Below are 26,467 nucleotides of genomic sequence, written 5' to 3'. Positions count from 1 at the left end.
GTGGGCATCTGGTCACGCTTGGCCTGGCTGCGGCCCTGGCTGTTCCTGGCGCCGGCGGCGGTGTTCCTGATCGTGTATGGCGGCTGGCCGGTTGCCGGGACGATCTGGCGCAGCCTGCATCAGGGGGACGATGCCGCCTGGGTGGGGCTTGCGCATTACGCCTGGCTTTGGGCGGATCCGGGCTTTGTGCGGGCGCTGGCCAATACGGCGCTGTGGCTTGTGGTGGTGCCCGCGCTGACCACCGCTCTGGGGCTGATGGCGGCGCATCTGTCGGATGGCTTGCGCTGGGGGGGGCTGGCGCGCGCGGCGATCTTTTTGCCCACCGCGATTTCCTTCACCGGGGCGGCGGTGATCTGGAAATTCGTCTATGACTATCGCGGCGGGGACCAGATGCAGGTGGGCCTTCTGAATGCGCTGCGGGTCTGGCTGGGGGCCGAGCCGCTGGCCTGGCTGTCACTGCCGGTCTGGAACAGCCTTTTGCTGATGGCGGTGCTGATCTGGGCGCAGACCGGCTTTGCCATGGTGATCCTGCATGCCGCGCTGCGCGCCATCCCGCCCCAGATCATCGAGGCCGCCCATCTGGACGGCGCCGGCCCCTGGCGGCTGTTCTGGCAGATCCGGCTGCCGCAGATCCGGGGCGCGCTGGCGGTGGTCTGGACCGCGATCACCATCATGGTGCTGAAGGTCTTTGACATCGTCCATGTGATGACGAACGGGCAATGGGGCACACAGGTTCTGGCCACGCAGGTGCATGACTGGCTGTTCCGCGGGGTGCCCGATTACGGGCGCGGATCGGCAGTGGCGGTGGTCCTGATGGCGCTGGTGCTGCCGCTGATGCTGCGCAATCTTTGGTCGGCAAGGGCGCGCCGATGAACCGGGGGCGACGCATTCCGGCACGGGCGGCGGCGGTTACGGTTTCGCTGATGGCGGTGCTGTGGCTGGTGCCGGTGCTGGGGCTGGTGGTGACGGCGCTGCGCCCGGCGGACCAGATCGCCGCCTCGGGCTGGTGGCGCGCGCCCTTTGCCACACAGACGACCACCGCCCTGCGCACCGCCGGGGCCGGGGTGCAGGGCCCTGGGGATACGGGCTTCGTGATCGAAGGCGGGCTTCTGTCCCCCCGCGCGCGGCTGCAGGCCTGGGGTCTGACCGCACGCGCGCCCCAGGCCCATGCGCCGGGGGACAGTGTCGCGCTGTCCGGCGGGCGGGCCCTGACGGTGGATGCCGAGGGCCGCTATCGGCTGACCGCGCCCGGGCCGTTCACCGATCCGCGTGGCCAGCGGATCTTTGTCACCACTGCCACGCCGCCCCGCCTGACGCTGGACAACCTTACCCGCGTGACCGGGGCCGAGGGGCTGGGCCGCGCGCTTGCCAATACGCTGGCGGTGGCGATCCCGGCCACGGCGCTGCCGATCCTGATTGCGGCCTTTGCCGCCCATGCGCTTGCGGGGATGCGCTTTGCGGGGCGCGGGCTGGTGCTGGCCGCAATCATCGGGCTGATGGTCGTGCCGCCGCAACTGGCGCTGATCCCGCTTTTGTCGCTGCACAATGCCCTGGGGCTGGGCAAGGGCTATGGGTCGGTCTGGCTGGCCCATACCGGCTTTGGCCTGCCGCTGGCGATCTTCGTGCTGCGATCGGCCATGGCCGCGGTGCCGCGTGACATTCTGGATGCGGCGCGGCTGGATGGCGCGTCGGAATTGCGCATCCTGTGGGGCATCGTTCTGCCGCTCTGCCTGCCTGCGGTCGCGGGCTTTGCCGCGCTGCAATTCCTGTGGGTCTGGAACGATCTGCTGGTCGCCACCGTCTTTCTGGGCAACACGCCGGGTCAGCAAGTGCTGAGCGGGCATCTGCGGGCGCTGATGGGCGCGCGGGGGGGCGAATGGCACATTCTGGCGGCCGCGGCGCTGGTATCATTGGCGGTGCCCGTCGCGGTCTTCGCGACGCTGCAGCGCCCGCTGCGCCGCGCGCTGGCGGCGGGGGCAGAGCCCCGGTGCTGACGGCCCCGGCATCGCACGCGGTCGCTTCCTTACCGCGAAGGTCGCAATCCGGCCGTGGCGTGGGCCAGCCGCGCGCTACAACCGGACCATGAACAGCCGGAGGAGCGCGCGATGGACACAACAGGCACGACCGAGACCGGCGCCGGGCGGCGCGCGCGCAGCGGGGGCGGCGCGGCACGCCGGGCCGAACGCACCGCGGTGCGGGTGGAATTCGTCCGCTACATCGAACGCAACATCCCCAACCTGGACATTCTGAACGATGAAGCCCTGGCCATCATCGAGGCCAATGCCGAAACCGTCCTGGCAGAGATCGGCGTGAACTTCGTTGAAAACCCCGCAGCGCTGGATCTGTGGCGCGCCGCCGGGGCCGAGGTCACGGGCGAACGTGTGCGCATCCCCCGCGGCCTTGCGCGTGCGCTTTGCGCCACCGCCCCGCGCAGCTTTACCCAGCACGCCCGCAACCCCGACCGCAATGTGGTGATCGGCGGCAAAAGCCTTGTTCTGGCGCCGGTTTACGGCCCGCCCTTCATCCGCGATCTGAACAGCGGCCGGCGCTATGCCACGATCGCGGATTTCCGCAATTTCGTGAAGCTGGGGCAGATGTCGAAATGGCTGCACCATTCCGGCGGCACGGTCTGCGAACCGACCGATGTCGCGGTGAACAAGCGCCATCTGGACATGCTGCACGCCCATATGACGCTGTCGGACAAGCCCTACATGGGATCGGTCACCGAACCGGCGCGCGCCGCGGATTCGGTCGAGATGTCGAGACTCCTCTTCGGGGCTGATTTCGTCGATCAGAACACGGTGATGACCTCGCTGATCAACATTAACAGCCCGCTGACCTTCGATTCGGTGATGATGGGCGCGCTAGAGGTCTATGCCCGCGCAGGCCAGGCCTGCATCATCTCGCCCTTCATCGTCGGCGGCGCGATGGCCCCGGTGACGGTGGCCGGCACGCTGACCCAGGTTCTGGCCGAGGTTCTGGCCGGCGTCGCCTATGCGCAGCTGATCCGCCCCGGCGCTCCGGTGATCTTCGGCGCCTTCGTCACCTCGATCGACATGAATTCCGGCGCCCCCACCTTCGGCACACCCGAGGCCGCCCAGATCACGCTGGGCGCAGGCCAGCTGGCCCGCCGCCTGGGGCTGCCCTACCGCAGCGCGGGGGCGTTCTGCGGGTCGAAACTGCCCGATGCCCAGGCCGCCTATGAAAGCGCCAACAGCCTGAACATCGGGCTTTTGTCAGGCGTGAATTTCATGCTGCATGCCTGCGGCTGGCTGGAAGGGGGGCTGGTCTCATCCTACGAAAAATACGTGATGGATGCCGATCAACTGGGCATCCTGCACCGTCTGGCCGAGGGCATCGACCTGTCGGCCAATGGTCAGGCGATGGAGGCGCTGCGCGAGGTAGGTCCGGGCGGGCATTTCCTGGGCTGCGCCCATACTCAGGCCAATTTCAAATCCGCCTTCTGGAAAACCGACCTGCTGGATTACAAACCCTTTGAGACATGGGAGGAAGAGGGCGCGCGCGACACCGTGGCCCTTGCCCGCAAACGGGTCGAAAAGATGCTGGGCGATTATCAGCCCCCCGCGCTTGACCCCGCCGTGGCCGAGGCGCTGGATGATTACGTCGCGCGCAAGAAGGCCGCCGTGCCCGATGCCTTCCTCTGACGGCCCGGGGTCTGAACGCCCCGTTGCCTTCGGCTTTGTCCAAATATCCCGCGGGGGTCCGGGGGCGCGAAGCCCCCGGCCTTGCCGCCCCTAGTCCACCTTCGGCGCAAGCGGCTTGATCTTCAGCCGCGTCAGACGGTTGTCCTTGCGCGCCACCACCTCAAAGCGGAAGCCGTGGAAGGCAAAGACCTGGCCCTCGGTCGGGATGGTCTGCGCCTCATGGATGACCAGGCCCGCGATCGTGTTGGCCTCATCATCGGGCAGGGCCCAGTCGGTTTCGCGGTTCATGTCGCGGATCGTCATCGCGCCATCCACGATATATTCGCCGCTTTCGGTCGAGCGCAGCTGGCGTTCGCCCTTGGGGTCGAATTCGTCGGTGATCTCGCCCACGATTTCCTCAAGGATGTCTTCCAGCGTCAACAGCCCCTTCAGATCGCCATATTCATCCACGACCAGCGCGAAATGCGTCCGCCGCTTCAGGAATTCGCGCATCTGTTCGTCCAGCGGCGTGGTTTCGGGGATGAAATAGGGCTTCATCGCCACCTTCATCACATCCATGTCGCCGATCGCTTGCAACGTGCCATCGCCCCCGCGCAGGATGCGTTCCACCGCGCGCAAAAGATCCTTGGCCAGGATCACGCCCACCACATTCTCGCGCTCGCCCCGGAACAGTGGCAGCCGCGTATGCGGCGAGGCCAGAACCGCCGCCAGGATCGCATCGGGGCTGTCATCGGCATCGATCATCTCGATCTGGCTGCGATGGCGCATGATCTCCTCAACCGTGCGGTTGCCCAGATCCAGCGCGCCCAGCAGGCGGTCGCGGTCCTCTTTCTGCACCGTCCCCTCGGATGTGCCGATCGCCAGGGCACCCGCAATCTCTTCATGGATGGAAAACATGTGCTGGTTGGCATCGGTGCGCACACCAAAGCCCCACAATAGCCCGCGAACGATGGCGCGCACCACCGACACCACCGGCGCCAGCACCTTGGTCAGCACCCGGATCGGCCGGGCCACGCGCGCGGCCACCGTTTCGGGCAGGGTGATCGCATAGGTCTTGGGCAGCACTTCGGCAAAGATCAGCACCAGCGCCGTCATCCCCAGCGTTGCCAACGCTACGCCCGAATCCCCGAACAGCCGCGTCAGCAGCGCCGTCGCCAATGAGGCCGACAGGATATTGACGACGTTATTGCCCAACAGGATCGCGCCGATCAGCCGCTCGCTGTCCTCGGTCACGCGCAGCGCGGCATCCGCGCCCGCATCGCCCTTGTCGGCGCGCGCGCGCAGCTTGGCCCGGCTGGCCGCCGTCAGCGCGGTTTCCGATCCCGAAAAGAAGGCCGACATCAGCAGCAGGCCCAGAATGGCGGCCGCGGTGAACCAGAAGGTGGTGTCCAGCATGACGGAAGGGTCTGTATCCATGATGAAAAGGTTATGTGCTGCCGATGCGCCCTGTTCAAGGGCGCTGTTCAATCCGACGATCAGCGTCCGGCTTGGGGCGGGGCCTCGGGGTCACGGGCCAGCGGGTGGTGGGTCAGCACCAGATCCTTCAGCCGTTCGTCCAGGACATGGGTGTAGATCTCCGTGGTCGACAGATCGGCATGGCCCAGCAACATCTGGATCGCGCGCAGATCCGCCCCGCCTTGCAGCAGATGGGTGGCGAAGGCATGGCGCAGCACATGCGGCGTCACCCGCGCGGGCGAAATCCCGGCGGCCACCGCGATATCCTTCAACAGCGCGTGAAACCCCTGCCGCGTCAGATGCCCGTCGCGTCCCGATGACGGGAACAAAAAGCGCGACGGCGCCTGCCTGTGGCGCAGCCGTGCCGCCTCCTCGGCGGCGTCGCGCAGGCCAAGCCAGTCGGCCAGCGCCGCGCGCGCGGGCGGCGACAGCGGCACGATGCGTTCCTTCGACCCCTTGCCCCGGATCAGCAGCACCCGCGGATCGCCGCGCGCCGCGGCCACCGGCAGGGTAACCAGTTCCGACACCCGCATCCCGGTGGCATACAGCAGTTCCATCAGGCAACGGTTGCGGGCTTGTTCGGCCGGGTTGCGGCCTTGATCGCGCGCCGCGGCCAGCAGCGCCTCGACCTCATCGATGCCAAGCGTCTTGGGCAGCCGCTTGTCCCGGCCCGGCCCGGTGATGCGGATCGCGGGATTGTCGGCGCGCCAGCCTTCCTCATAGGCAAAACGGTAAAGCTGGCGGATCGAGGCCAGCCGGCGCGCCCGCGTCGCCCGCGACAGGCCCTGCGCCTCGCAGGAAATCAGATAGGCCTCGATCTCATCCCGCCCGGCGCGGGCGAAATCATGGCCGCGATGGGCCAGCCAGCCCGCCGCATCGGCCAGATCGCGGCCATAGGCCAGGATGGTGTTGCGCGCAGCCCCCGCCTCGGCGGCCTGGGCTTCCAGAAAGGTGGCGATCCAGCGCCGGTCATCGGCGCCAAGGGGCCGGTCGGGCGCGGGATCGGGGGCTGCATCGGCGGTCATCCGCGCGCCCCCAGCACCATCAGTTCCAGCGCGCTGCGCCGGGCCAGCGTTTCCAACCCCGCAAAGCGCAGCATCCGCAGCCCCGCGCCAAGGCGGCGGTAATCGCCGCGCGCGCCTTCGGTGATGTCGTCGATCGCCGCCAGAAGCGCCTCGCCCAGCCGGTCGGGCAGGATCGCGCGATAGGGATCGGGCGCCGCGGTGACGGGGGCGTCAAAGACCTCTTTCAAGGTCTGGCCCAAGGCGTCGGCGGCATCCATCTGCGCGGTGCGGCCCTCGGCCAAAGCGATCAGAAACGCCTCGGCCGGATCGGCGGGGGCGCGCATCCGGGCCAGGGTTTCGTAATCCTCGCTTAGCAGGCCCAGCCGGAAGGCCAGCGCGCCCGCCGCCCCCTCAAGTTCCAGCGAGGCCAGGGGGCGCGCGTAAAGCGCCGACAGAACCGGGGTCAGCCCCTGCGCGGCCATCGCCGCATGCGCCGCGGGCAGGGCGGCGGCCACCGCATCGGGATCGCCCGCCGCGACCGCCTGATCCAGCCGCGCAACCGCCGCCACCCGCGCCCAGACCCCGCCCGAGGCCGCGGCCTGACGTTCGGTGTAAAGCCCCAGCAACTGGTTGGGGTCCAGCACCCCCATCCGCGCCAGCCGCTCACCCGCCTCGATCCGCGCCTTCCAGCCGGTATTGGCGCGCAGATCGGCCTGCGAAAAGGCGACCGGCAGGGACGTGGTGGGCATCGGCTGGCCGATCGCCTCCATCATGCGAAAGACCAGCGGCGAGGGGTGGGCCGGCGGCGGCAGGTCGCCCTCTTCCTCGGCCAGTTCGGGGTCCAGGAAGCGTTCCAGCAGCGCCGACATCTCCGCGTCGATATGGCCAAGGCTGCGCCCGGTGCCCAGCGACAGCGCCGCCGCGTTCCAGTCGCCGCGCCGCGCCAGGCAAAAGATCCGCGCGGGGAACGACGGCGCGATGCCCGCCGCCGTGCCCATGATCGCGCAGGCGCGATCCTCATGGCCCAGCAACAGTTCCACATCGAAGCGACGGCGGAACACCTCGGGGCTGCGCGCGCCGGCCAGGTCCAGCATCGCCAGCGCCGGTTCCAGCGCGCCCAGGGCCAGAAGCCGGTCGATGCGGGCCAGAAACAGCAGATCGCGCGCCTCGGGGTCGGGGATGCGGGGCGGGTCGAATTCGGCCACCAGCAGCATCAGCAAAAACGCCTGGATCGCGGGCAGCGTCTCGACCCGGTCCAGCGCCAGTTTTTGCGCCAGAACCGGCTCGGGCGTCTGCCCCCACAGGTCGCGCGGCAGCCCGGTGCGCGCGGCAGGCAACAGCCCCAGCCCGTTCAGCCCGGCCCGATCCAGCGGCGTGACCAGAACCGGATCGATCGCGGCGCCGCTGCTGGTGGGCGGCTCGGGCAGGGCCACGGCGTAACCGCCCCGGATCTGGGGCGCGGCGGCGGGCGTCAGGACCGATCGCGACAGCCAGTCGATTGCCGACATCGGCGCGCTGTCCTGCGCCAGAACGGGCAGGCCTTGAAGGCAGCCTGCCAGGGCAAGCACCAAGCCCCGTCGCCCGCGCGCGGTGGCGGCCCGGCCGGGGGATCGGTGCGGGCCGGGATCAGCCCGCCCCATTCAGATCCACCTCAAGCCTTTGTTCCTGCCGTTCGGGCGACATGTCCCCCAGATAGGCATAGCCCACGACGCCAAGCGCCGCGAGAAGGACCAGGATCACGATAGCCTTGAAGATGCGCCCCATGAGTTCTTTCTTTCCGGCCGCTTGTGACGCGGCCTGTTCCGTGCCGAAGTGGTGCGATTATATATGGCATTTCGCGGAAGATCACGCCATTCAGGGCGATGAAAATCACGATTGCGCAAGCGCCCGCCCATCAGCGGGGGACCGCGCAGGGCAAGGCAGGGGGCGGGCGCGTGGCGCAGTCAGGATCGCAGGCGGGATCGGGGCCGAGGGGACCGGACTTTGCGCAAGATGGCGGGCTGCGCCTGACACGGCCGGTGGTGCTTGTGGGGATGATGGGCTCTGGCAAGACCGCGGTCGGCACGGCGCTGGCGCGCCTTCTGGGCGTGCCCTTCCTGGACAGCGATGAGGAAATCGAACGCGCCGCGCAGATGTCGGTCAGCGAAATCTTTGCCCGCGACGGGGAACCGTTCTTCCGCGACCGCGAATCAGAGGTGCTGGCGCGGCTGCTGGCGGGGGTCCCGGCGGTGGTTTCGACCGGGGGCGGGGCCTTCATGGCCGAACGCAACCGCGCCGCCATCGCCGAACGGGGGGTGTCGGTCTGGCTGAAGGCCGACCTGGACCTGCTGTGGAACCGGGTCCGGCACAAGAACACCCGGCCGCTGTTGCGCACGTCTGACCCAAAGGGCACGCTCGCGCGGCTTCTGGCGGACCGCGAACCGGTCTATGCGCTGGCGCAGGTGGTGGTCGAGGCACAGCCCGGCCTGTCGATCGAGGATATGGCGCACAAGGTCATCGCCGCGCTGCGCGCGCAGCCCGGGGCCTTTGCGACAAAGGGGGAATGATGCGCGAAACGGTGGCGGTGAACCTGGGCGAACGATCCTATGAGGTGCGCATCGGCACCGGGCTTCTGGCGCGCGCGGGCGCGGAAATCGCGCCGCTGCTGCGCCGCCCGCGCGTGGCGGTGGTGACTGATGAAACCGTCGGCCCGCTGCACCTTGAGGCGCTGCGCGCAGGCCTTGGTGATATCGAGATGGTCAGCCTGTCGCTGCCCGCGGGCGAGGCGACCAAGGGCTGGCCCGAATTTTCCCGCACCGTCGAATGGCTTCTGGAACAAAAGGTCGAGCGCAAGGATGTCGTGATTGCCTTCGGCGGCGGCGTGATCGGCGATCTGGTGGGCTTTGCCGCGGCCGTCCTGCGCCGCGGCGTGCGCTTCGTGCAGATCCCCACAACGTTGCTGGCCCAGGTCGACAGCTCGGTCGGCGGCAAGACCGGCATCAATTCCCCCCACGGCAAGAACCTGATCGGCGCGTTTCACCAGCCCAGCTTGGTGCTGGCGGATATCGACCTGCTGGACAGCCTGCCGCGGCGGGATTTCCTGTCAGGCTATGGCGAGGTGGTGAAATACGGCCTGCTGGGCGATGCGGCCTTCTTCGACTGGCTCGAGGCGAACGGTCCCCGGCTGGCCGCAGGCGACAAGGCGGCGCGGCTGCATGCGGTCACGCGCTCGGTGCAGATGAAGGCCGAGATCGTCGAGCGTGACGAAACCGAAGAGGGCGACCGCGCGCTTTTGAACCTTGGCCACACCTTCTGCCACGCGCTGGAATCCGCGACCGGCTATTCCGACCGGCTGCTGCATGGCGAGGGCGTGGCGATCGGCTGCGTGCTGGCGTTTGAACTGTCGCAGCGCCTGGGCCTGTGTTCGCAGGAAGCCCCCAGCCGCGTGCGCGCACATCTGGCGCAGATGGGCATGAAGGTCGATCTGGCCGACATCCCCGGCGATCTTCCCGATGCCGAGGCGCTGATCGCCCTGATGGCGCAGGACAAGAAGGTGCTGGACGGCAAGATGCGCTTCATCCTCGCCCGCGGCATCGGCGCGGCGTTTGTGACATCGGATGTGCCGCGCGATGTGCTGAAAACCCTGCTGAATGACGCGCTGGCGGGGCGGGGCTAAGGGGCTTTGCCCCTCTTGGCTGGCGCCAATTCACCCCAAGGTATTTGTGGCAAGATGAAACGAACGGCGCCCTGCCGCTTCCATCTTGCGAAAAATACCTCGGGGGGGCTCGCGTCAGCGAGCGGGGGCAGAGCCCCCACCCGACGCATTTCATCAAAAAGCCCGGGTTTGATCGAAGGACGGGACTTAGGCCGAGGCCGGGATCACTCCCATTCAATCGTGCCTGGCGGCTTTGAGGTGATGTCGTAGGTCACGCGGTTGATGCCCTTGACCTCGTTGATGATGCGGGTTGCGGTTTCGCCCAGGAATTCATGGGTGAAGGGGTAATAATCCGCCGTCATCCCATCAACCGAGGTGACCGCGCGCAGCGCGCAGGCATAGTCGTAGGTGCGGCCGTCGCCCATCACGCCCACGGTCTTGACCGGCAGGATCGCGACGAAGGCTTGCCAGATGTCGTCGTAAAGACCGTGCTTGCGGATCTGGTCAATATAGACCGCATCGGCCTTGCGCAGGATGTCCAGCTTTTCGCGGGTGATCTCGCCGGGGCAGCGGATCGCGAGGCCGGGACCGGGGAAGGGATGGCGGCCGATGAAGCTGTCGGGCAGGCCGAGTTCGCGGCCAAGGGCGCGGACCTCGTCCTTGAACAGCTCGCGCAGCGGTTCGACCAGTTTCAGGCCCATCTTTTCCGGCAGGCCGCCGACGTTGTGGTGCGACTTGATCGTGACCGAGGGCCCGCCCGAAAAGCTGACCGATTCGATCACATCGGGGTAGAGTGTGCCTTGCGCCAGGAATTCTGCGCCGTCGATCTGATTGGCATATTTTTGGAAGACGTCGATGAACAGACGGCCGATGGTCTTGCGCTTGGTTTCCGGGTCGGAAACGCCGTCCAGTTCACTCAGGAACAATTCGCTTTCATCCGCATGGATCAGCGGAATGTTGTAATTGTCGCGGAACATGGTGACGACCTCTTCCGCCTCGCCCTGACGCAGCAGGCCGTGGTCGACGAAGACGCAGGTGAGCTGATCGCCGATCGCCTCATGGATCAGGACGGCGGCGACGGAGCTGTCGACCCCGCCCGACAGGCCGCAGATCACCCGCTTGTCACCGACCTGTGCGCGGATCTTGGCAATCGCGTCGTCGCGGTAGGAGGCCATGGTCCAGTCGCCGGTGAAGCCCGCGATGCGCAGGAAGTTTTCCAGCATGCGGCGGCCGTTCGGGGTGTGGTGCACCTCGGGGTGGAATTGCACGGCGTAGAAGCGGCGCGCCTCGTCCGCGATCATGGCATAGGGCGCGTTGGGCGAGGTGCCGATCACCTCGAAACCCGGGGCCAGTGCAGTGACCCGGTCGCCGTGGCTCATCCACACTTCCTCGCGGCCGGTTTCGAACAGGCCCGCAAAGATGCCGTCGGTGCGATGCCCCTCGGCCGGGGTGACATAGGCGCGGCCGAATTCGGCATGGTGGCCGGATTCGACGCGGCCGCCCAGCTGGGTCATCATCACCTGCTGGCCATAGCAGATGCCGAAGATCGGCAGGCCCATGTCAAACAGCGCCTGCGGCGCGCGGGGGCTGCCGTCCTCGGTCACCGAGGCGGGGCCGCCCGACAGGATCACGGCCCGCGGAGCCATGTCGCGGATCGTCTGTTCCGTCACCTTCTGGAAGGGATGGATTTCGCAATAGACGTTCAATTCGCGCAGGCGCCGCGCAATCAGCTGCGTGACCTGGGAGCCGAAGTCGATGATGAGGAGGCGCTGGTGCTGTGTCATGTGGGGGGAATAGGCGGGGCTTGGGTTTAATGCAAGAGGCCGGGGGGGCGCTGCCCCCCGGACCCCCCGGAGTATTTCAGCCAAGAAGAAGCCCGAGGGTCATTTTTCGGGCAGAAGCCCGCGCGGCGCGAAGCGCAGCACCAGAAGCAGGATCAGCCCCATGGTGAAAAGCCGCATATGCGCCGCCGAATCGAGCAGGTGCGATTTCAGCGCACCTTCGGCCATGCCCGCGGTGAGGAAGGACATCAGCACCGGGCCCCAGGCCTCGGCCTTGATCCACAGATACCAGATCAGCATGCCGCCCAGAACCGAGCCCCAGTTGTTGCCCGATCCGCCCACGATCACCATCACCCAGATCAGGAAGGTGTAGCGCAGCGGGTTGTAGCTGCCCGGCGTCATCTGGCCATCCAACGTGATCATCATCGCGCCCGCCAGCCCGCAGACGGCCGAGCCGATCACGAAGATCTGCAGGTGGCGGCGGGTGACATCCTTGCCCATGGCGGCGGCGGCGATTTCATTGTCGCGGATCGCGCGCATCATCCGACCCCAGGGCGATTTCAGCGCCATCTGCGCGGCCCAGATCAGCGCCAGCAGCACGACCAGGAACAGCCCGGTATAAAGCAGCTTGACCATGATGGTGGAGCCGGTGACCGGATCGACGCCCAGGCCCGCCATGCGGCTGACGAAGGCGGGGTCGGCCTGAAGCTGCACCTCATAGGGGACGGGCCAGGGTCGGGGGATGCCGTTCACGTTCATCACGCCGCGGGACAGCCATTCCTCATTGCGCAGGACGGCCACGATGATCTCGCCGATGCCCAGCGTGGCAATCGCCAGATAGTCCGAGCGCAGGCCCAGCGCGGTCTTGCCGATGATCCAGGCGGCGCCTGCGGCAAACAGGGCCCCCACCGGCCAGGCCAGCAGCACCGGCAGGCCGAGCCCGCCCAGATTGCCCTGGGCTGAGGGATTGATGGCCTGGATTACCGCCACGGCGCGATCAAAAAGCGCCCGATAGGCGAAGAAGCCCGCGACCAGGATCGCGATGATCGCGATCGCGCGCGGCCGGCCGCGCAGGCGGCGATTGACGGCGATGGCGGCGATAACACTGGCCAGCGCAACCAGCGCGGCCAGCGCGATGCCAGGCCCGCCGCCGGCAAAGGCGCCAGGCGTCGGCGGCATCGCGATCAGCACCGGGGCCAGACCGCCCAGCGCCAGAAAGCCCACGATGCCGGTGTTGAACAGGCCCGCATAGCCCCATTGCATGTTGACGCCCAGTGCCAGCACGGCCGAGATCAGGCCCATGTTGACGATGCCCAGCGCGGTGTTCCAGCCGCCCGTGGCGGCCTCGATCGCGACCAGGGCTGCCATGGCGGCAAACAGCAGTGGCGCGCGCAGGCGGCCGCCCGCGGCGGCGTCGGGTTGACGAAGGCTCATACCGCTTTCCCCTTGAACAGACCCGTCGGCTTGAACAGCAGCACGATGATCAGGATCGCGAAGCTGACGGCGAATTTGTATTCAGTAGACAGAAGCTGCAGCAACCCCTCGGGCTGCCAGGCAGGGATCAGATAGCCCGCCACCTTCTTCCAGGCATAGGTCACGCCCACCTCGGAAAAGGCGATGACGAAGCCGCCGGCGATGGCACCCACCGGGCTGCCCAGACCGCCCACCACGGCCGCCGCGAAGATCGGCAGCAGCAGCTGAAAATAGTTGAAGGCCTTGAAGGATTTATCCAGCCCGTACAACGTGCCGGCGGTGGTCGCCAGCGCCGCCGCGATGATCCAGGTGACGGCGACCACGCGATTCGGGTTGATCCCCGACAACAGCGCCAGATCCTCATTGTCCGAGAAGGCGCGCATCGACTTGCCGGTGCGGGTGCGGCCCAGGAACCAGAACAGCGCCCAGACCACCAGCGCCGCGGTGATCAGCGTGATCAGCTGCGAACTGCGCAGCGTCAGCGGCTCGGCCAGGCCCGTCGCCTCGCGGAACCCGCGCGCGGAAATCACGAAGCGCGCGCCATCGGCAAAGTTGATCTCATCCACGCCGATGACAAAGCGGGTCAGGCCGTTCATCACGAACATCACCCCGACCGACACCATCACCAGGATCACCGGCGCCGCCCGGACCCGACGGTAATAGTCATAGACCACCCGGTCGGTCGCCAGCACCAGCCCCGCCGTCAGCGCAATCGCGAAGGGCAGCGCCAGCAGCGCCGTGGGCAAGGGGCCCAGCGTGATGCCCGCCGCCTGCAGCGCCCAGGTCACCAGAATGGTCATCGCCGTGCCAAAGGCCATCGTGTCGCCATGGGCAAAGTTGGAAAACCGCAAGATGCCATAGATCAGCGTCACCCCCAGCGCCCCCAGCGCCAACTGCGCGCCATAGGCGGTCGCGGGGATCACCACGAAATTCAAAAGTGCGACCAGCGCGTTCAGAATATCCATCTCAGCCCCCCAGGAAGGTGCGGCGGACCTCGGGGTCGGCCATCAGCGCGGCCCCGGTGTCGGTATAGCGGTTCGCGCCCTGCACCAGGACATAGCCCATATCGGCGATTTCCAGCGCCTGCCGGGCGTTCTGTTCCACCATCAGAATGGAAATCCCGGTGCGCGCCACCTCGATGATGCGGTCGAACAGTTCATCCATCACGATCGGCGAGACACCCGCCGTCGGCTCATCCAGCATCAACAGCTTGGGCCGGGTCATCAGCGCGCGGCCCACCGCGACCTGCTGGCGCTGCCCGCCCGACAGCTCGCCCGCGTTCTGACGGCGCTTTTGCTTCAGGATCGGGAACAGGTCGTAGACCTGCTCCATCGTGTCGCGGAAATCGTCGCGCCGCAAAAAGGCGCCCATTTCCAGGTTTTCCTCGACCGACATGGTGGGGAAGACGTTGTTGACCTGCGGGACAAAGCCCATGCCCTTGGCCACCCGCGCCTGCGGCGTCAGCGCGGTGATATCCTCGCCATCCAGGATCACATGGCCGGCACGCAGCTTCAGCATGCCGAACACCGCCTTCATTGCGGTCGACTTGCCGGCGCCATTGGGCCCCACGATCACCGCGATCTGGCCCTTTTCAACCTTCAGCGTACAACCATGCAGGATATCGGCCGCGCCATAGCCGCCGGTCATCCCTTCTGCCAGAAGAAAGCTCATGCAACACCCCCACGAAGCGCCGCAACCTGCTGCTTCTTCTTGGAAAAAATACTCATGACGCAACCTGCGCCCAAATGCGCGCGGCCGGTCATGCGCCGATCCCCCGGCCCGCCTCGTCGCCAAGGCCGGGCTGCGCGCCGTGGCTTTCGTGGCGCGCGGTTTCCAGCCCGATCTCGGCCTTGACCTTGTTCTTCAGCCCCGTGCCCAGATAGGCCTCGATCACCGCCTCGTTCTGCATGATGCTTTCGGCCGAGCCTTCGGCCAGCACCTTGCCCTCGGCCATGACGATCACCGGGTCGCAAAGCCGGCCGATGAAATCCATGTCATGTTCGATCACGCAGAAGGTATAGCCGCGTTCCTTGTTCAGCCGCACGATCGCATCGCCGATCGTGTTCAGCAGGGTGCGGTTCACGCCCGCGCCGACCTCATCCAGAAAGACAATCTTGGCCTCGACCATCATCGTCCGGCCCAGTTCCAGCAACTTCTTCTGCCCGCCCGACAGATTGCCCGCCTTTTCATCCTTCAGATGCGAAATCGTCAGAAAATCAAGCACCTCGTCGGCTTTTTTCAGAAGCGCGGCTTCTTCCTGCGCGATCCGGCCGCGGGCGAACAGCGCGTTCCACAGCGTTTCTCCCGATTGCGCGCCGGGCACCATCATCAGGTTTTCCCGCACGCTCATCGTGGGAAATTCATGCGCGATCTGGAAGGTGCGCAGCAGGCCCTTGTGAAACAGCTCATGCGGGGCAAGGCCGGTGATGTCCTCGCCATCCATGATCACACGCCCCGAGGTCGGCTTGTGCACCCCGGCGATCACGTTGAACAGCGTGGACTTGCCCGCGCCGTTGGGGCCGATCAGCCCCGTGATCGAGCCGGTCGCAATTTCCAGCGACGCCCCGTCCACGGCGCGAAAGCCGCCGAAATGCTTGTGCAGGTTCTCAACCCGGATCATCTTCATCCCCTGACTTCATGATTTTCATGAAGAACGGCCTTTACTGGCCTGTTATTTAATGGGAACAGCCCGGATTGATCCGGGCTGCCCAAGTCTTCGGTCCGCGCCTTAACGGTAGCGGACGGTTTCGATCTTGCCGTCCTTGAACTCGATCTCGCGGAAGGTGCCGGCGCTTTCGCCCGAGCCGATCAGCTCAACCGAGGTGGCGCCGACATAATCCACGTCGGTGCCCGCGGCGATCAGCTCCAGCGCCTTGCCCAGTTCACCCGGCAGGATCGGCTCGCCCGGGGCGTTGGCCACATCCATGATCTTTTCCTTGTAGGCCGCGGCATCGGTGGACCCGGCCGAAGCCATCGCCAGCATGATCAGGGCGGCGGCGTCATAGGCCTCGGCGGAATAGACGCCGGTGCCGTCAAAGCCCGCGGCGGTGGCCAGTTCCAGGAACTTGTCCTTGCCTTCGCCTTCCGACGACGGGATCTGACCGAACGAGCCGGTCAGCTCGGCGCCAAAGTTGGTTTCCAGCGCGCCGCCGACCATGCCGTCGGGGAAGACGAAGGTTTCGAACGCGCCCGAATCAAGCGCGCCGCGCAGGATGCCCGAACCGCCCTGGTCGACATAGCCCGCGATCACCAGCGCCTGGCCCCCGGCCGAGGCCAGCGCGCCGACTTCGGCGGCGTAATCGGCCTTGCCGTCGTCATGGGCGGCGTTGATCGTGACCTTGCCGCCCGCGGCTTCGAACGCCGCCTGGAAGCTGTCGGCCAGACCCTTGCCATAGTCGTTGTTGGTATAGGTGACGGCGACTTCCTTGATGCCGTGTTCCATGATGATTTCGGTCATCACGACGCCCTGACGCGCGTCCGAGGGCGAGGTGCGGAAGAACAGGCCGTTGTCTTCGATCGTCGACAGCGCCGGCGAGGTGGCCGAGGGCGAGATCATCACGATGCCGTTGGGCATGGCGACGTTTTGCAGCGAAGCGGTGGTTTCGCCCGAGCACATGCCCCCCACGATGCCCTTCACGCCATCGGCGGTGATCAGGCGTTCGGCGGTGGCGGTGGCGGCGGCGGCGTCGATGCAGGTGGTGTCACCGCGCACCGGAACGACGGCAGAGCCGCCCATGAACTTGCCCGAATCCGTGACTTCCTTCATCGCCATTTCGGCGCCCGCGGCCATCGAGGGCGACATCGATTCCAGCGGTCCGGTGAAGCCCAGCAGAACGCCCAGCTTGACATCCTCGGCTTGCGCGGCGCCTGCGACCAGCGCGGTGGCGGCGGTGGCCAGAAGAAGCTTTTTCATTCGTTCACTCCCATATTGGATCATTATCCTGACCACGCAAGTTAGTGTGGCCTTGTTGAAAAGAAAATCCCCCATGGCGCCGGTTTGCGCGGTCCAGGCGCCGCAGGTCGCGGGCTTTTTGCGCGTGACCCTAGGGAAGGGGGTGCCCGTCGGCGTCCATCGCCGCGTCTTCGCCCGGATACGCGCGCCCCGGATCATCCGCCACCGCACCGCCCGCGCCCGACGTGCCGCGTTCGCGATAGGGGGTGGTGGCATAATGCGCGCGGTAGCATTTGGAAAAATGCGACGGGCTGGCAAAGCCGCAGGCCAGCGCCACGTTGATCACGCTCATTTCCGTTTGCATCAGCAGGTTGCGCGCCTTTTGCAGGCGCAATTCCATGTAATAGCGTTTGGGGCTGCGGTTCAGATAGCGGCGAAACAGCCGTTCCAGCTGACGGGTGGACATGCCCACCGCATCGGCCAGGCGGGCGGGGCTGATCGGATCCTCGATATTGGCCTCCATCCGGCCGATCACCTGGGCAAGCTTGGGGTGGCGCACGCCGATGCGGGTGGGGATCGACAGACGCTGGCTGTCCTGATCGGTGCGGATCGAGGTGTAGATCAGCTGATCGGCCACCGTATTGGCCAGCCCCTCGCCATGATCGCGCGCGATCAGCTTCAGCATCAGGTCGATCGAGGACATGCCGCCGGAACTGCTCATCCGGTTGCCATCAATGACAAACACCGATTTGGTCAGGGTCAGATCCTGGAATTCCTCTTGAAAACTGTCCTGATTTTCCCAGTGGATGGTGGCGCGCTTGCCCTCCAGCAGGCCCGCGCGCGCCAAGGCCCAGGCCCCGGTGCACAGCCCCCCCAGCCCCGCGCCGCGCCGCGCCTCGCGCCGCAGCCAGTTCAGGATCGGGCGGGTCGTGGCCTCGGCCACGTCAACGCCGCCGCAGACCAGCACCGTGTCATCGCGCCCGACCTCGTCCAGGCCCATGTCCAGCCGCAGCACGGTGCCGTTGGAACAGCGCGCCTCGCGCCCGTTTTCACCCGCCAGCCGCCAGTCGTACAGGGTGCGCCCCGACACCCGGTTGGCAAGCCGCAGCGGCTCGATCGCGCCGGCGAAAGAGATCAGGGTGAAATTATCCAAAAGCAGAAAAATGTAGCGGCGCGGTTTCGCGGCAGGGGCGGCAGGGGCAGGGGCGGACGGCTTGTGCATAAGCGACCCTTTGCATGTCGTATCTTGCCAGCAAATCACGCGCGCCGCGCCCCCGCAAGATGCCTTGGCGCGGCGCAACGATGTGCAAGTCGTTCGCGCGATTGGGGGTTTGTTCTCGGGGGCCCGGGCGGTATAAGCGCGGCAAGTGACACGTGACCCGGAGGCGAAGATGGGCAAGGGATGGACGAAATCGGACTGGCGCGCGAAACCGCGGGTGCAGATGCCTGATTATCCCGACCCGGCGGCGCTGCGCGCGGTTGAGACGACGTTGTCCAAGATGCCGCCGCTGGTCTTTGCGGGCGAGGCGCGCCGGCTGAAGGCCGATCTGGCGAAGGTCGCCGAAGGCCGCGCCTTCCTGCTGCAGGGCGGCGATTGTGCCGAAAGCTTTTCCGAATTCTCGGCCGACAACATCCGCGACACCTTCAAGGTGATCTTGCAGATGGCGGTGGTGCTGACCTGGGGCGCCAAGCTGCCGGTGATCAAGGTGGGCCGCATGGCCGGCCAGTTCGCCAAGCCCCGATCAGCGCCGACCGAGATGATCGACGGCGTCGAATACCCCAGCTACCGCGGCGACATCATCAACGGGTTCGAACCCACGATGGCCGCGCGCCAGCCCGATCCGTCGCGGATGTTGCAGGCCTATACCCAGGCCGCGGCCAGCCTGAACCTGCTGCGCGCCTTTTCCACCGGCGGCTATGCCGACATCCACCGCGTGCAAAGCTGGATCGCGGGCTTCACCGAGGAAGATGAGGCCGAGCGCTACCGCGAAATCGCCAATCGCATCGCCGATGCGATGGATTTCATGACCGCGGCGGGCGTCACCTCGACCACGGCGCATTCGTTGGCGACGGTGGATTTCTACACCAGCCATGAGGCGTTGTTGCTGGAATATGAAGAGGCCTTGTGCCGGATTGATTCGACCAGCGGCCTGCCGGTGGCGGGGTCGGGGCACATGATCTGGATCGGCGACCGCACCCGCCAACCCGATGGCGCGCATGTGGAATTCTGCCGCGGCGTGCAAAACCCGATCGGGCTGAAATGCGGGCCCTCGACCACAACCGAGGATCTGAAGGTGCTGATGGCCAAGCTGAACCCGGAAAACGAGCCCGGCCGGCTGACGCTGATCGCGCGCTTCGGCGCGGGCAAGGTGGGCGACAACCTGCCGCGGCTGATCCGCACCGTTCAGGAAGAGGGCGCCAATGTCGTCTGGACCTGCGATCCGATGCATGGCAACACGATCAAGGCGGCCTCGGGCTACAAGACGCGGCCCTTCGATTCGGTCCTGCGCGAGGTGCGGGAATTCTTTGCCATCCACAAGGCGGAAGGCACGATCCCCGGCGGTGTGCATTTCGAGATGACCGGCAAGGATGTGACCGAATGCACCGGCGGCGTGCGCGCCGTGTCGGATGAGGATCTTTCGGATCGCTATCACACCGCCTGCGACCCGCGGCTGAACGCCTCGCAATCGCTGGAACTGGCCTTCCTGGTGGCCGAGGAATTGCAGGACCGTCGGCAGACGCAAAAGGCCGCCGCGCTCTGATCCGGGGCCAATATCTTGCCAAAGAAAACCGCGCCAGTGGCGCGGTTTTTGTGGTTTTATATGGCCTTGTCGCGGGTTCCTAATCCTCTGCGCGAACCACGCGCAGCAGCGCGCGCCGTTCTTCAGGGGTCAGGGCGGGGTCTGGCATCGGCGCTGCAGGCGCGGGCGGGGTGAAGGTGGCGGGCGGGTCTGCAAAGCCCGCGACCGGCGCGCGGGGCGCGCGATCCGCCGGGGCAAATTGCGGGATGTCGCTTAACAGTTGCGTCACCTCGGCCCCGGTCACCTCAAAGCGGCGCGGGCGGCGGCCGATCTCGCCCTCGGCCACAAGGCAGCCCAGCGCGCGGGTGACATCACCCAGATCGGATTTCAGTGGCAACAGCAGCATCCGCGCCGCCAGCGGTGGCTTGCCGATCCCGGTTTCCGCGGCCAGCGCCAGTTCGGCCACCGCCGGGCCCTGGAACACGGTTTCCAGCGCATCGGCCAGCCTTTGGCGCCCCGCAGGCACGAACAGCGCGCCCAGCGGCATGCCGCGCACCTCCATCCCCATCAGGTCGGTCAGATGCATCCCCGACAGCCGGAACCGCGCCATCCCCGGCGCCACGCGTTCCAGAATGAAGGCATATTCCAGCGACCGTTCGATCCCGCGCGGGTTCACATCCGTCCGCGCGGGCACCAGCCGCCCGCGGCGCAGCGCCTCCCAATAGGCGCGCAGTTCCGCGACCGTGCGCCGTGCCGTGCCAGACCCTTGCTGCGTCATGGCGACCACCTTCCCCGAGGGATCATCCCGCCCAAACATGTTCTACCTGTTCCTTTTGCCCCGCACGACCCGCGCGCGCGGCCCCTACAAGATAATGGCCGCGGGCCATCGGACCCGCGATCCCCCGGGCGATGACCGCGCTGGCGGTTGACCGCGGGGGGGAAATGCTTACTGAAGTATTAATACGCCATTTTTCCGCCGCAGGGAGAACTAAAGTCTTAAATGGTTAAGCATCCCGAAGCCCCCCGAACCGAGCTGTCCCGAACCGACGCCCTGCTGGCCACCGTGTCGATGACCGGCTTTGCCGCGCGCAGCGGGTCGGGGGCGGGGCATGACTGGGCCTGGGAAATCCGGTCGGTCAATGGCAAGGGGTTGGACCTGCGGCTGCGTCTGCCCGACGGGATTGACGGGCTGGAACCTGCGGTGCGCGCGGCGGTGGCGCGGGTTGCGGCGCGGGGTAATGTCACGCTGGGGCTGAAGCTGACCCGGGCCGAGGGGGCCGAGGCGCTGCGGATCAACCCGGCGGGGCTGGCGGGCGCGCTGGCGGCCTTGACGCAGGTCGAGGCCGAGGCGCGCCGGCAGGGGCTGGTGATCCATCCCGCCAGTGCCGCGGATATCCTGGCGCTGCGGGGCGTGACCGAACAGGGTGGCGCGGATCTGGGCGATACCGCCCCGTTGCTGGCGGCACTTCTGGCCGATCTTGACCTGCTTCTGGCCGATTTCGCCGCGATGCGCGCCGCCGAGGGGCGCGAAATCGGCGCGGTGATCGCGGGCCAGATCGACCGGATCGCGGCGCTGACCGAAGCGGCCGCTGATGCCGCCGAGGCCCGCCGCCCCGAGGTGGCCGCCCAGCTGCAGGCCAACCTGTCCCGCGTTCTGGACAGCGCGCCCGGCGCCGATCCGGCGCGGGTGGCGCAGGAACTGGCGCTGCTGGCGGTCAAGGCCGACGTGGCCGAGGAACTGGACCGGCTGCGCGCCCATGTCACCGCGGCGCGCGCGCTGTTGCGCGATGCCGCCCCCGTGGGCCGCAAGTTCGATTTCCTGACCCAGGAATTCGTGCGCGAGGCAAATACGCTGTGTTCCAAGTCCGGCTCGGCGCGGCTGACCGCGATCGGGCTTGACCTTAAACATGTGATCGACCAGATGCGCGAGCAGATCCAGAACGTGGAGTAAGCCGATGAAACGCCGGGGCCTTCTGATCATCCTGTCCTCGCCCTCGGGCGCAGGCAAATCGACGCTGGCAAAGCGCCTGATGGCTTGGGACCCGTCGCTGAAATTCTCGGTCTCGGCCACGACGCGCGCCCCGCGCGACGGCGAACAGGACGGGCGCGAATATTTCTTCCGCAGCCGCACCGATTTTGAGGCGATGGTGGCCGCGGGCGAAATGCTGGAACATGCCGAGGTTTTCGGCAATTTCTACGGCACGCCCAAGGCCCCGGTCGAGGCCGCAATGGCCGAGGGGCGCGATACGCTGTTTGACATCGACTGGCAGGGCGGCCAGCAGATCCGCAATTCGTCGCTTGGCAAGGATGTGGTGTCAATCTTCATCCTGCCGCCCTCAATCGCGGAACTGGAAAGCCGCCTGCAAACCCGCGCCCAGGACAGCGCCGAGGTGATCGCGGGCCGGATGGCCAAGTCGCAGGCGGAAATCAGCCATTGGGCGGAATATGATTACGTTCTGGTGAACCGTGATCTGGACGAAGCCGAGGCGCAGCTGAAAACCATCCTGATGGCTGAGCGGATGCGCCGCGACCGTCAGCCGGGGCTGAACGATTTCGTGCGCGGTCTGAACAAGGAGTTTGAAGCGCGATGATCTATGAACTGGACGGTGTGGCCCCGGTGCTGGGGCAGGGCGCATGGGTCGCCCCCGATGCCAACCTGATCGGCAAGGTGGTGCTGGAGGATGAGGCCTCGGTCTGGTTCGGTGCGACGTTGCGCGGCGACAATGAGGAAATCCGCGTCGGCCGCGGCGCGAACGTCCAGGAAAACGTCGTCTGCCACACCGACATGGGCTATCCGCTGGTGATCGGCGCGCATTGCACGATTGGCCACAAGGCGATGCTGCATGGCTGCATCATCGGTGAAGGGTCGCTGATCGGGATGGGGGCGACGGTGCTGAACGGTGCGAAGATCGGTCGGGGTTGCCTGATCGGCGCGGGCGCGCTGATCACCGAGGGCAAGGAAATCCCCGATTTCAGCCTGGTGATGGGCGCGCCCGGCAAGGTGGTGCGACAACTGGACGAGGCGGCGGTGGCCCGGCTTCTGGCCTCGGCGCAGCATTACCGCGACAATGCGGCGCGCTATCGTGCGGGGCTGCGCGTCATCGGATAAGATCGCCGCGCGGGCCCTGCCGTTCCACAGGGCAGATCAGGAAAGGCCAGAGCATGATCGACCCACAACATCCCCTGTTGCGCCCGCTGCCGATGCGGCTTTTGGTGGTTGCGGTGCCGCTGGCGGGCGCGGCCTATGCCTTTGCCACCGGCTGGGTCTTTCCCGGCGCGGGGCTGACGCTGCTGTCGGGCTGGGTGTTCCGGCGGTTGTTTCTGCCCTGATCGGGGGTCAGACCAGCGGCAGTTCGATCAGCGCAAAATCGATCCGCGGACATTGCGCGGCGATTTCGTGGCGCACAAGCTCAGCCTTGGGCAAGGGCCGCGTCACCGCGCGCAGCGCGCCACGATAGCCCAGTCGGTCCAGTTCCCCCGCCAGATCCAGGATGTCGAAACGATCCCCGATCAGCGGGGCGACCACAATATCGGGTTGAAGCCGCGCCAGAAGGGCGCCGTCAAGATCGGGGAATTTGATGATCGTCACCACCGCGCCCGACACGCCCTGCAGGGCAAGAGGTGGGACCTGGCTGGTTTCGACCACCAGGATACGGCGACGGTCGCGCGAGGGGGTTTCATCCCGATGGGCTGACGTAACGGCATGTGAATCGGGACGCCGGGTCATGCACCACCTTGAACAAACTGGACTGATACGGGACTTCTCTCGGAAACTGAATACGTTACACCATTTACACGTTTTAGTTTAACGATAGCGCCCAGCCGGCTCAAGGGCGAATCTGACGGGGACGATGGAAACGGCCGGGTGGCCGGGACAGGGGGAATTATGGTGCAGGAAGCGGTGACGGCGGTGCTGCATGAGGTGCCGATGGCGGTGCTTCTGGTCGATGCCGAGGAACGGATCGCGCAGGCCAATGCCGCGGCCCAGGCGGCCTTTGGCGCGGGGCTGGCGGGGCGCGCGCTGGTCACGGTGCTGCGCCAACCCGCGCTGGGGCGCGCGCTGGAGGCCGCCTTGCGCGAGGGTCGGCGCGACCGGGTCCGGGTCGTGACCGGGCCCGCGCCCGAAACCATCCTGCTGGTCAGCGTGGCGCCTGCGCCCGCGACCGTGCTGCCCGGCGGCGCGATCCTGGCCTTCGACGACATCACCGCGCTGGAGGAGGCCGAGGCGATGCGGCGCGATTTCGTGGCCAATGTCAGCCATGAATTGCGCACGCCGCTGACCGCGCTGATGGGCTTTGTGGAAACATTGCGGGGCGCGGCCAAGGATGATCCGGTGGCGCGCGACCGCTTTCTGGCGATCATGGAACGGGAAGCCGGGCGGATGAATCGCCTGGTGGGGGATCTTCTGTCGTTAAGCCGGGTCGAGGCCGAGGAACGCCGCCGCCCGACCGCGTCGGTGGATATTGCGGGCGTGCTGCGCAATGTGATCCAGACCCTGCGCCCGCGCGCCGAGGCCGAGGGTGTGGCGCTGATCGCCGAAGGGCTGGACGGGGCGCCGACGCTGCCGGGCGATGCCGACCAGCTGACCCAGTTGTTCGTCAATCTGGTTGAAAATGCGGTGAAATATGGCGGCACGGGCGGCGAGGTGTGCATTGAGGCAGAGGCGCTGCCGCATGAGCCGGTCCTGCGCGGTCCGGCGCTGAAGATCGTGGTAAGCGACCGTGGCGAAGGCATCGAGGCGCTGCACCTGCCGCGCTTGACCGAACGGTTCTATCGGGTGGACACGCATCGATCGCGCGCGCAGGGTGGCACCGGGCTGGGGCTGGCCATCGTCAAGCATATCGTGTCGCGCCACCGCGGCCGGCTGAAGATCGAGAGCGAAAAGGGCAAGGGCAGCCGGTTCAGCGTGATCCTGCCGCTGTCCTGAGCGGGGCGCGGGAAATGGGGCCGGGCAAAGGGGCCGGGAAGGGGGGCTGTCCGCCCCCCTCTTGGCGCTTTGCGCCAATTCACCCCCCGAGAGTATTTCGGCCAGGAAGAAGCCAGGCCGGGGGCCTGGGGATGGACTTTGCCCCGTGCGGGGCGGCACAACGGGCGGTGATCAGACCGGCGAGTCGGAGGCCGGGGGCATAGCAGAACCGGGCCAGGCGCCCGACAGGAGAGATGATGACGGTTCACGCCACAACGCCCATCGCGGGACAGCAGCCGGGCACCTCGGGGTTGCGCAAGAAGACGGCCGTGTTCATGCAGCCGGGGTATCTGGAGAATTTCGTGCAATCCATCTTCGATGCGATCGGGGGGGCTGCGGGGAAGACCTTTGTTCTGGGCGGTGATGGCCGGGAATTTGGCGACCGGGCGGCGCAGGTGATCGTGAAGATGGCGGCGGCCAATGGCGCGGCGCGGGTGATCGTGGGGCAGGGCGCGTGGCTGTCGACGCCGGCGGCCTCGCATCTGATCCGCAAGCGTGGGGCGAATGGCGGGATCATCCTGTCGGCCAGCCATAATCCCGGCGGGATCGAGGGCGATTTCGGGGTGAAATACAACATCGCCAATGGCGGCCCCGCCCCCGAGGCGGTGACGACGGCGATCTTTGCCGCCAGCCAGGTGATCCGCGAATACCGCCTGCTGGATGCGCCCGATGTGAACCTGTCGGTGCCGGGCGAAAGCCATCTGGGGGCGATGACGGTCGAGGTGACGGACCCCGTTCTGGCCTATGCCGATCTGATGGAAAGCCTTTTTGACTTCAAGGCGTTGCGCGGGCTTTTTCATGAAGGTTTCACGATTCGTATGGACAGCATGTGCGCGATCACCGGGCCCTATGCGGTGGAGATTTTCGAAAACCGGCTGGGGGCTGCGAAGGGCTCGGTGGTGCATGAAAATCCCCTGCCGGATTTCGGCGGGATGCATCCCGACCCGAACCCGACCTGGGCACATGAGCTGATGGATGAGATGATGGGGCCGCAGGCGCCCGATTTCGGCGCGGCCTCGGACGGGGACGGGGATCGCAACATGATCCTGGGGCCGGGCTGTTATGTCAGCCCGTCGGATTCGCTGGCGGTGCTGGCGGCCAATGCGCATCTGGTGCCGGCCCATGTGGGCGGGCTGAAGGGGGTGGCGCGATCAATGCCGACATCGGCGGCGGTGGACCGGGTGGCCGCCGCGCTGGGGATCGAATGCCATGAGACGCCCACCGGCTGGAAATTCTTTGGCAATCTGATGGATGCGGGCCGGGTGTCGCTGTGCGGCGAGGAATCCTTTGGCACCGGGGCCGATCATGTGCGCGAAAAGGACGGGCTTTGGGCGGTGCTGATGTGGCTGAACATCATCGCCGCGCGCGGCCAGGGCGTGGCCGAGATTCTGGCCGATCACTGGGCGCGGTTCGGGCGGAATTATTATTCGCGCCACGATTATGAGGCGCTGCCGCTGGATCTGGCGCAGGCGATGATGGTCGATCTGCGTGACCGGCTGGCGGATCTGCCGGGCCAGCGCATCGAGGGGCTGCGGGTGACGGCGGCGGATGATTTTTGTTATACAGATCCGGTGGATGGATCAGTTTCGCCGGGGCAGGGGGTGCGGATTTTCCTGGACGGGGACATCCGTATCGTGCTGCGCCTGTCGGGCACCGGGACCGAGGGCGCAACGCTGCGGGTCTATCTGGAACGCTATGTGCCCGGGCCCGAAGGGTTGCACGACGATCCGCAGGCGGCGCTGGCCCCGATCATCCGCGCGGTGGAAACGCTGGTCGGCATCTGCGCGCGCAGCGGACGGGCGGGGCCGGATGTGATCACCTGACCCTTGCGTTGACGGCGATCAACGCAAACCGGG

The 26,467-nt window shown here is 66.8% G+C and carries 25 protein-coding genes; 12 read left to right on the top strand and 13 right to left on the bottom strand.

From position 1 onward, the window contains the following. From MXB90_RS03125 to MXB90_RS03115, 3 genes are all read left to right on the top strand, one after another. Complete coding sequence (locus MXB90_RS03125) at positions 1 to 873, top strand: carbohydrate ABC transporter permease (RefSeq protein ID WP_250040930.1); 873 nt, start codon at positions 1 to 3, stop codon at positions 871 to 873. Continuing rightward, entirely contained in the window at positions 870 to 1,994 is a 1,125-nt protein-coding gene (locus tag MXB90_RS03120) for a carbohydrate ABC transporter permease (protein WP_250040928.1), read from the top strand. Before MXB90_RS03125 ends, MXB90_RS03120 begins: the two co-directional genes overlap by 4 nt. Before the next feature lie 111 nt (positions 1,995 to 2,105). Continuing rightward, a complete protein-coding gene (locus tag MXB90_RS03115) occupies positions 2,106 to 3,665 on the top strand; it encodes a trimethylamine methyltransferase family protein (protein ID WP_250040926.1) in 1,560 nt (519 codons plus the stop codon). Positions 3,666 to 3,755: 90 nt separating this feature from the next. On the opposite strand, the gene MXB90_RS03110 is transcribed toward MXB90_RS03115, so the two are convergent. The 4 genes from MXB90_RS03110 to MXB90_RS03095 are packed head-to-tail and all read right to left on the bottom strand — an operon-like array spanning position 3,756 to position 7,888. Next, positions 3,756 to 5,081: an HlyC/CorC family transporter gene (locus MXB90_RS03110; protein WP_250040923.1), complete on the bottom strand. Its 1,326-nt coding sequence runs from the start codon at positions 5,079 to 5,081 to the stop codon at positions 3,756 to 3,758. Positions 5,082 to 5,140: 59 nt separating this feature from the next. Continuing rightward, positions 5,141 to 6,145, bottom strand: a complete 1,005-nt coding sequence (locus MXB90_RS03105) for a site-specific tyrosine recombinase XerD (protein WP_250040920.1) — start codon at positions 6,143 to 6,145, stop codon at positions 5,141 to 5,143. Further along, positions 6,142 to 7,692, bottom strand: coding sequence for a hypothetical protein (locus tag MXB90_RS03100; protein ID WP_250040917.1), 1,551 nt, complete (start codon positions 7,690 to 7,692; stop codon positions 6,142 to 6,144). The genes MXB90_RS03105 and MXB90_RS03100 overlap by 4 nt, the downstream gene beginning before the upstream one ends. A 58-nt stretch (positions 7,693 to 7,750) precedes the next feature. Further along, on the bottom strand, positions 7,751 to 7,888 hold the full coding sequence (locus MXB90_RS03095; RefSeq protein ID WP_250040914.1) for a hypothetical protein: 138 nt from the start codon (positions 7,886 to 7,888) through the stop codon (positions 7,751 to 7,753). 98 nt (positions 7,889 to 7,986) lie between these two features. Here MXB90_RS03095 and MXB90_RS03090 point away from each other — a divergent pair, with 98 nt between their 5' ends. Together MXB90_RS03090 and aroB are read left to right on the top strand one after the other, a co-directional pair. Beyond that, the gene (locus MXB90_RS03090) at positions 7,987 to 8,670 is read left to right on the top strand and encodes a shikimate kinase (protein ID WP_349665894.1); all 684 of its coding nucleotides are present in this window, start codon (positions 7,987 to 7,989) and stop codon (positions 8,668 to 8,670) included. Beyond that, positions 8,670 to 9,779: a 3-dehydroquinate synthase gene (aroB, locus tag MXB90_RS03085; RefSeq protein WP_462982205.1), complete on the top strand. Its 1,110-nt coding sequence runs from the start codon at positions 8,670 to 8,672 to the stop codon at positions 9,777 to 9,779. The genes MXB90_RS03090 and aroB overlap by 1 nt, the downstream gene beginning before the upstream one ends. Positions 9,780 to 9,982: 203 nt before the next feature. Here aroB and guaA read toward each other — a convergent pair whose 3' ends face one another. From guaA to MXB90_RS03050, 7 genes are all read right to left on the bottom strand, one after another. Beyond that, positions 9,983 to 11,542 carry a glutamine-hydrolyzing GMP synthase gene (gene guaA / locus MXB90_RS03080; RefSeq protein ID WP_250040910.1) on the bottom strand — a complete coding sequence of 520 codons (1,560 nt, stop codon included), beginning with the start codon at positions 11,540 to 11,542 and terminating at the stop codon, positions 9,983 to 9,985. A 99-nt stretch (positions 11,543 to 11,641) separates the two neighbouring features. After that, on the bottom strand, positions 11,642 to 12,973 hold the full coding sequence (locus tag MXB90_RS03075) for a branched-chain amino acid ABC transporter permease (RefSeq protein ID WP_250040901.1): 1,332 nt from the start codon (positions 12,971 to 12,973) through the stop codon (positions 11,642 to 11,644). Next, entirely contained in the window at positions 12,970 to 13,977 is a 1,008-nt protein-coding gene (locus MXB90_RS03070; protein WP_250040892.1) for a branched-chain amino acid ABC transporter permease, read from the bottom strand. Before MXB90_RS03070 ends, MXB90_RS03075 begins: the two co-directional genes overlap by 4 nt. A gap of 1 nt (position 13,978) precedes the next feature. Next, complete coding sequence (locus MXB90_RS03065; protein ID WP_250040890.1) at positions 13,979 to 14,683, bottom strand: ABC transporter ATP-binding protein; 705 nt, start codon at positions 14,681 to 14,683, stop codon at positions 13,979 to 13,981. Between the two features lie 88 nt (positions 14,684 to 14,771). After that, entirely contained in the window at positions 14,772 to 15,632 is an 861-nt protein-coding gene (locus tag MXB90_RS03060) for an ABC transporter ATP-binding protein (protein WP_250040888.1), read from the bottom strand. A 108-nt stretch (positions 15,633 to 15,740) separates the two neighbouring features. Beyond that, positions 15,741 to 16,925 (bottom strand): ABC transporter substrate-binding protein, encoded by a 1,185-nt coding sequence (locus MXB90_RS03055; protein WP_250040886.1) that lies wholly within the window; start codon positions 16,923 to 16,925, stop codon positions 15,741 to 15,743. A gap of 130 nt (positions 16,926 to 17,055) precedes the next feature. Continuing rightward, entirely contained in the window at positions 17,056 to 18,126 is a 1,071-nt protein-coding gene (locus tag MXB90_RS03050) for a GlxA family transcriptional regulator (RefSeq protein WP_250040883.1), read from the bottom strand. A 169-nt stretch (positions 18,127 to 18,295) separates the two neighbouring features. Between MXB90_RS03050 and MXB90_RS03045 the strand changes: the two genes are divergently transcribed. Beyond that, positions 18,296 to 19,666, top strand: coding sequence for a class II 3-deoxy-7-phosphoheptulonate synthase (locus MXB90_RS03045; protein WP_250040881.1), 1,371 nt, complete (start codon positions 18,296 to 18,298; stop codon positions 19,664 to 19,666). A 79-nt stretch (positions 19,667 to 19,745) separates the two neighbouring features. Here the strand turns inward: MXB90_RS03045 and MXB90_RS03040 are convergent, their stop codons facing one another. Then, positions 19,746 to 20,423 (bottom strand): PAS domain-containing protein, encoded by a 678-nt coding sequence (locus MXB90_RS03040; protein ID WP_250040879.1) that lies wholly within the window; start codon positions 20,421 to 20,423, stop codon positions 19,746 to 19,748. Between the two features lie 291 nt (positions 20,424 to 20,714). Here MXB90_RS03040 and MXB90_RS03035 point away from each other — a divergent pair, with 291 nt between their 5' ends. The 4 genes from MXB90_RS03035 to MXB90_RS03020 are packed head-to-tail and all read left to right on the top strand — an operon-like array spanning position 20,715 to position 22,975. Then, on the top strand, positions 20,715 to 21,596 hold the full coding sequence (locus tag MXB90_RS03035; RefSeq protein ID WP_250041128.1) for a YicC/YloC family endoribonuclease: 882 nt from the start codon (positions 20,715 to 20,717) through the stop codon (positions 21,594 to 21,596). A gap of 4 nt (positions 21,597 to 21,600) precedes the next feature. Then, the gene (gene gmk / locus MXB90_RS03030) at positions 21,601 to 22,236 is read left to right on the top strand and encodes a guanylate kinase (RefSeq protein WP_250040877.1); all 636 of its coding nucleotides are present in this window, start codon (positions 21,601 to 21,603) and stop codon (positions 22,234 to 22,236) included. After that, positions 22,233 to 22,754 (top strand): gamma carbonic anhydrase family protein, encoded by a 522-nt coding sequence (locus MXB90_RS03025; protein ID WP_250040875.1) that lies wholly within the window; start codon positions 22,233 to 22,235, stop codon positions 22,752 to 22,754. Before gmk ends, MXB90_RS03025 begins: the two co-directional genes overlap by 4 nt. A gap of 53 nt (positions 22,755 to 22,807) precedes the next feature. Further along, positions 22,808 to 22,975 carry a hypothetical protein gene (locus MXB90_RS03020; RefSeq protein WP_250040873.1) on the top strand — a complete coding sequence of 56 codons (168 nt, stop codon included), beginning with the start codon at positions 22,808 to 22,810 and terminating at the stop codon, positions 22,973 to 22,975. Between the two features lie 7 nt (positions 22,976 to 22,982). On the opposite strand, the gene MXB90_RS03015 is transcribed toward MXB90_RS03020, so the two are convergent. Then, positions 22,983 to 23,372 carry a hypothetical protein gene (locus tag MXB90_RS03015; protein WP_250040871.1) on the bottom strand — a complete coding sequence of 130 codons (390 nt, stop codon included), beginning with the start codon at positions 23,370 to 23,372 and terminating at the stop codon, positions 22,983 to 22,985. Between the two features lie 159 nt (positions 23,373 to 23,531). Here MXB90_RS03015 and MXB90_RS03010 point away from each other — a divergent pair, with 159 nt between their 5' ends. Together MXB90_RS03010 and MXB90_RS03005 are read left to right on the top strand one after the other, a co-directional pair. Continuing rightward, positions 23,532 to 24,572 carry a sensor histidine kinase gene (locus MXB90_RS03010; RefSeq protein ID WP_250040868.1) on the top strand — a complete coding sequence of 347 codons (1,041 nt, stop codon included), beginning with the start codon at positions 23,532 to 23,534 and terminating at the stop codon, positions 24,570 to 24,572. A gap of 236 nt (positions 24,573 to 24,808) precedes the next feature. Beyond that, a complete protein-coding gene (locus MXB90_RS03005; RefSeq protein WP_250040865.1) occupies positions 24,809 to 26,434 on the top strand; it encodes an alpha-D-glucose phosphate-specific phosphoglucomutase in 1,626 nt (541 codons plus the stop codon). The last annotated feature ends 33 nt before the right edge of the window (positions 26,435 to 26,467 follow it).

The organism is Phaeovulum molybdatiresistens, from assembly GCF_023544865.1.
Lineage (GTDB): Bacteria > Pseudomonadota > Alphaproteobacteria > Rhodobacterales > Rhodobacteraceae > Pontitalea.
This window is presented reverse-complemented; position numbering and strand designations above follow the sequence as displayed.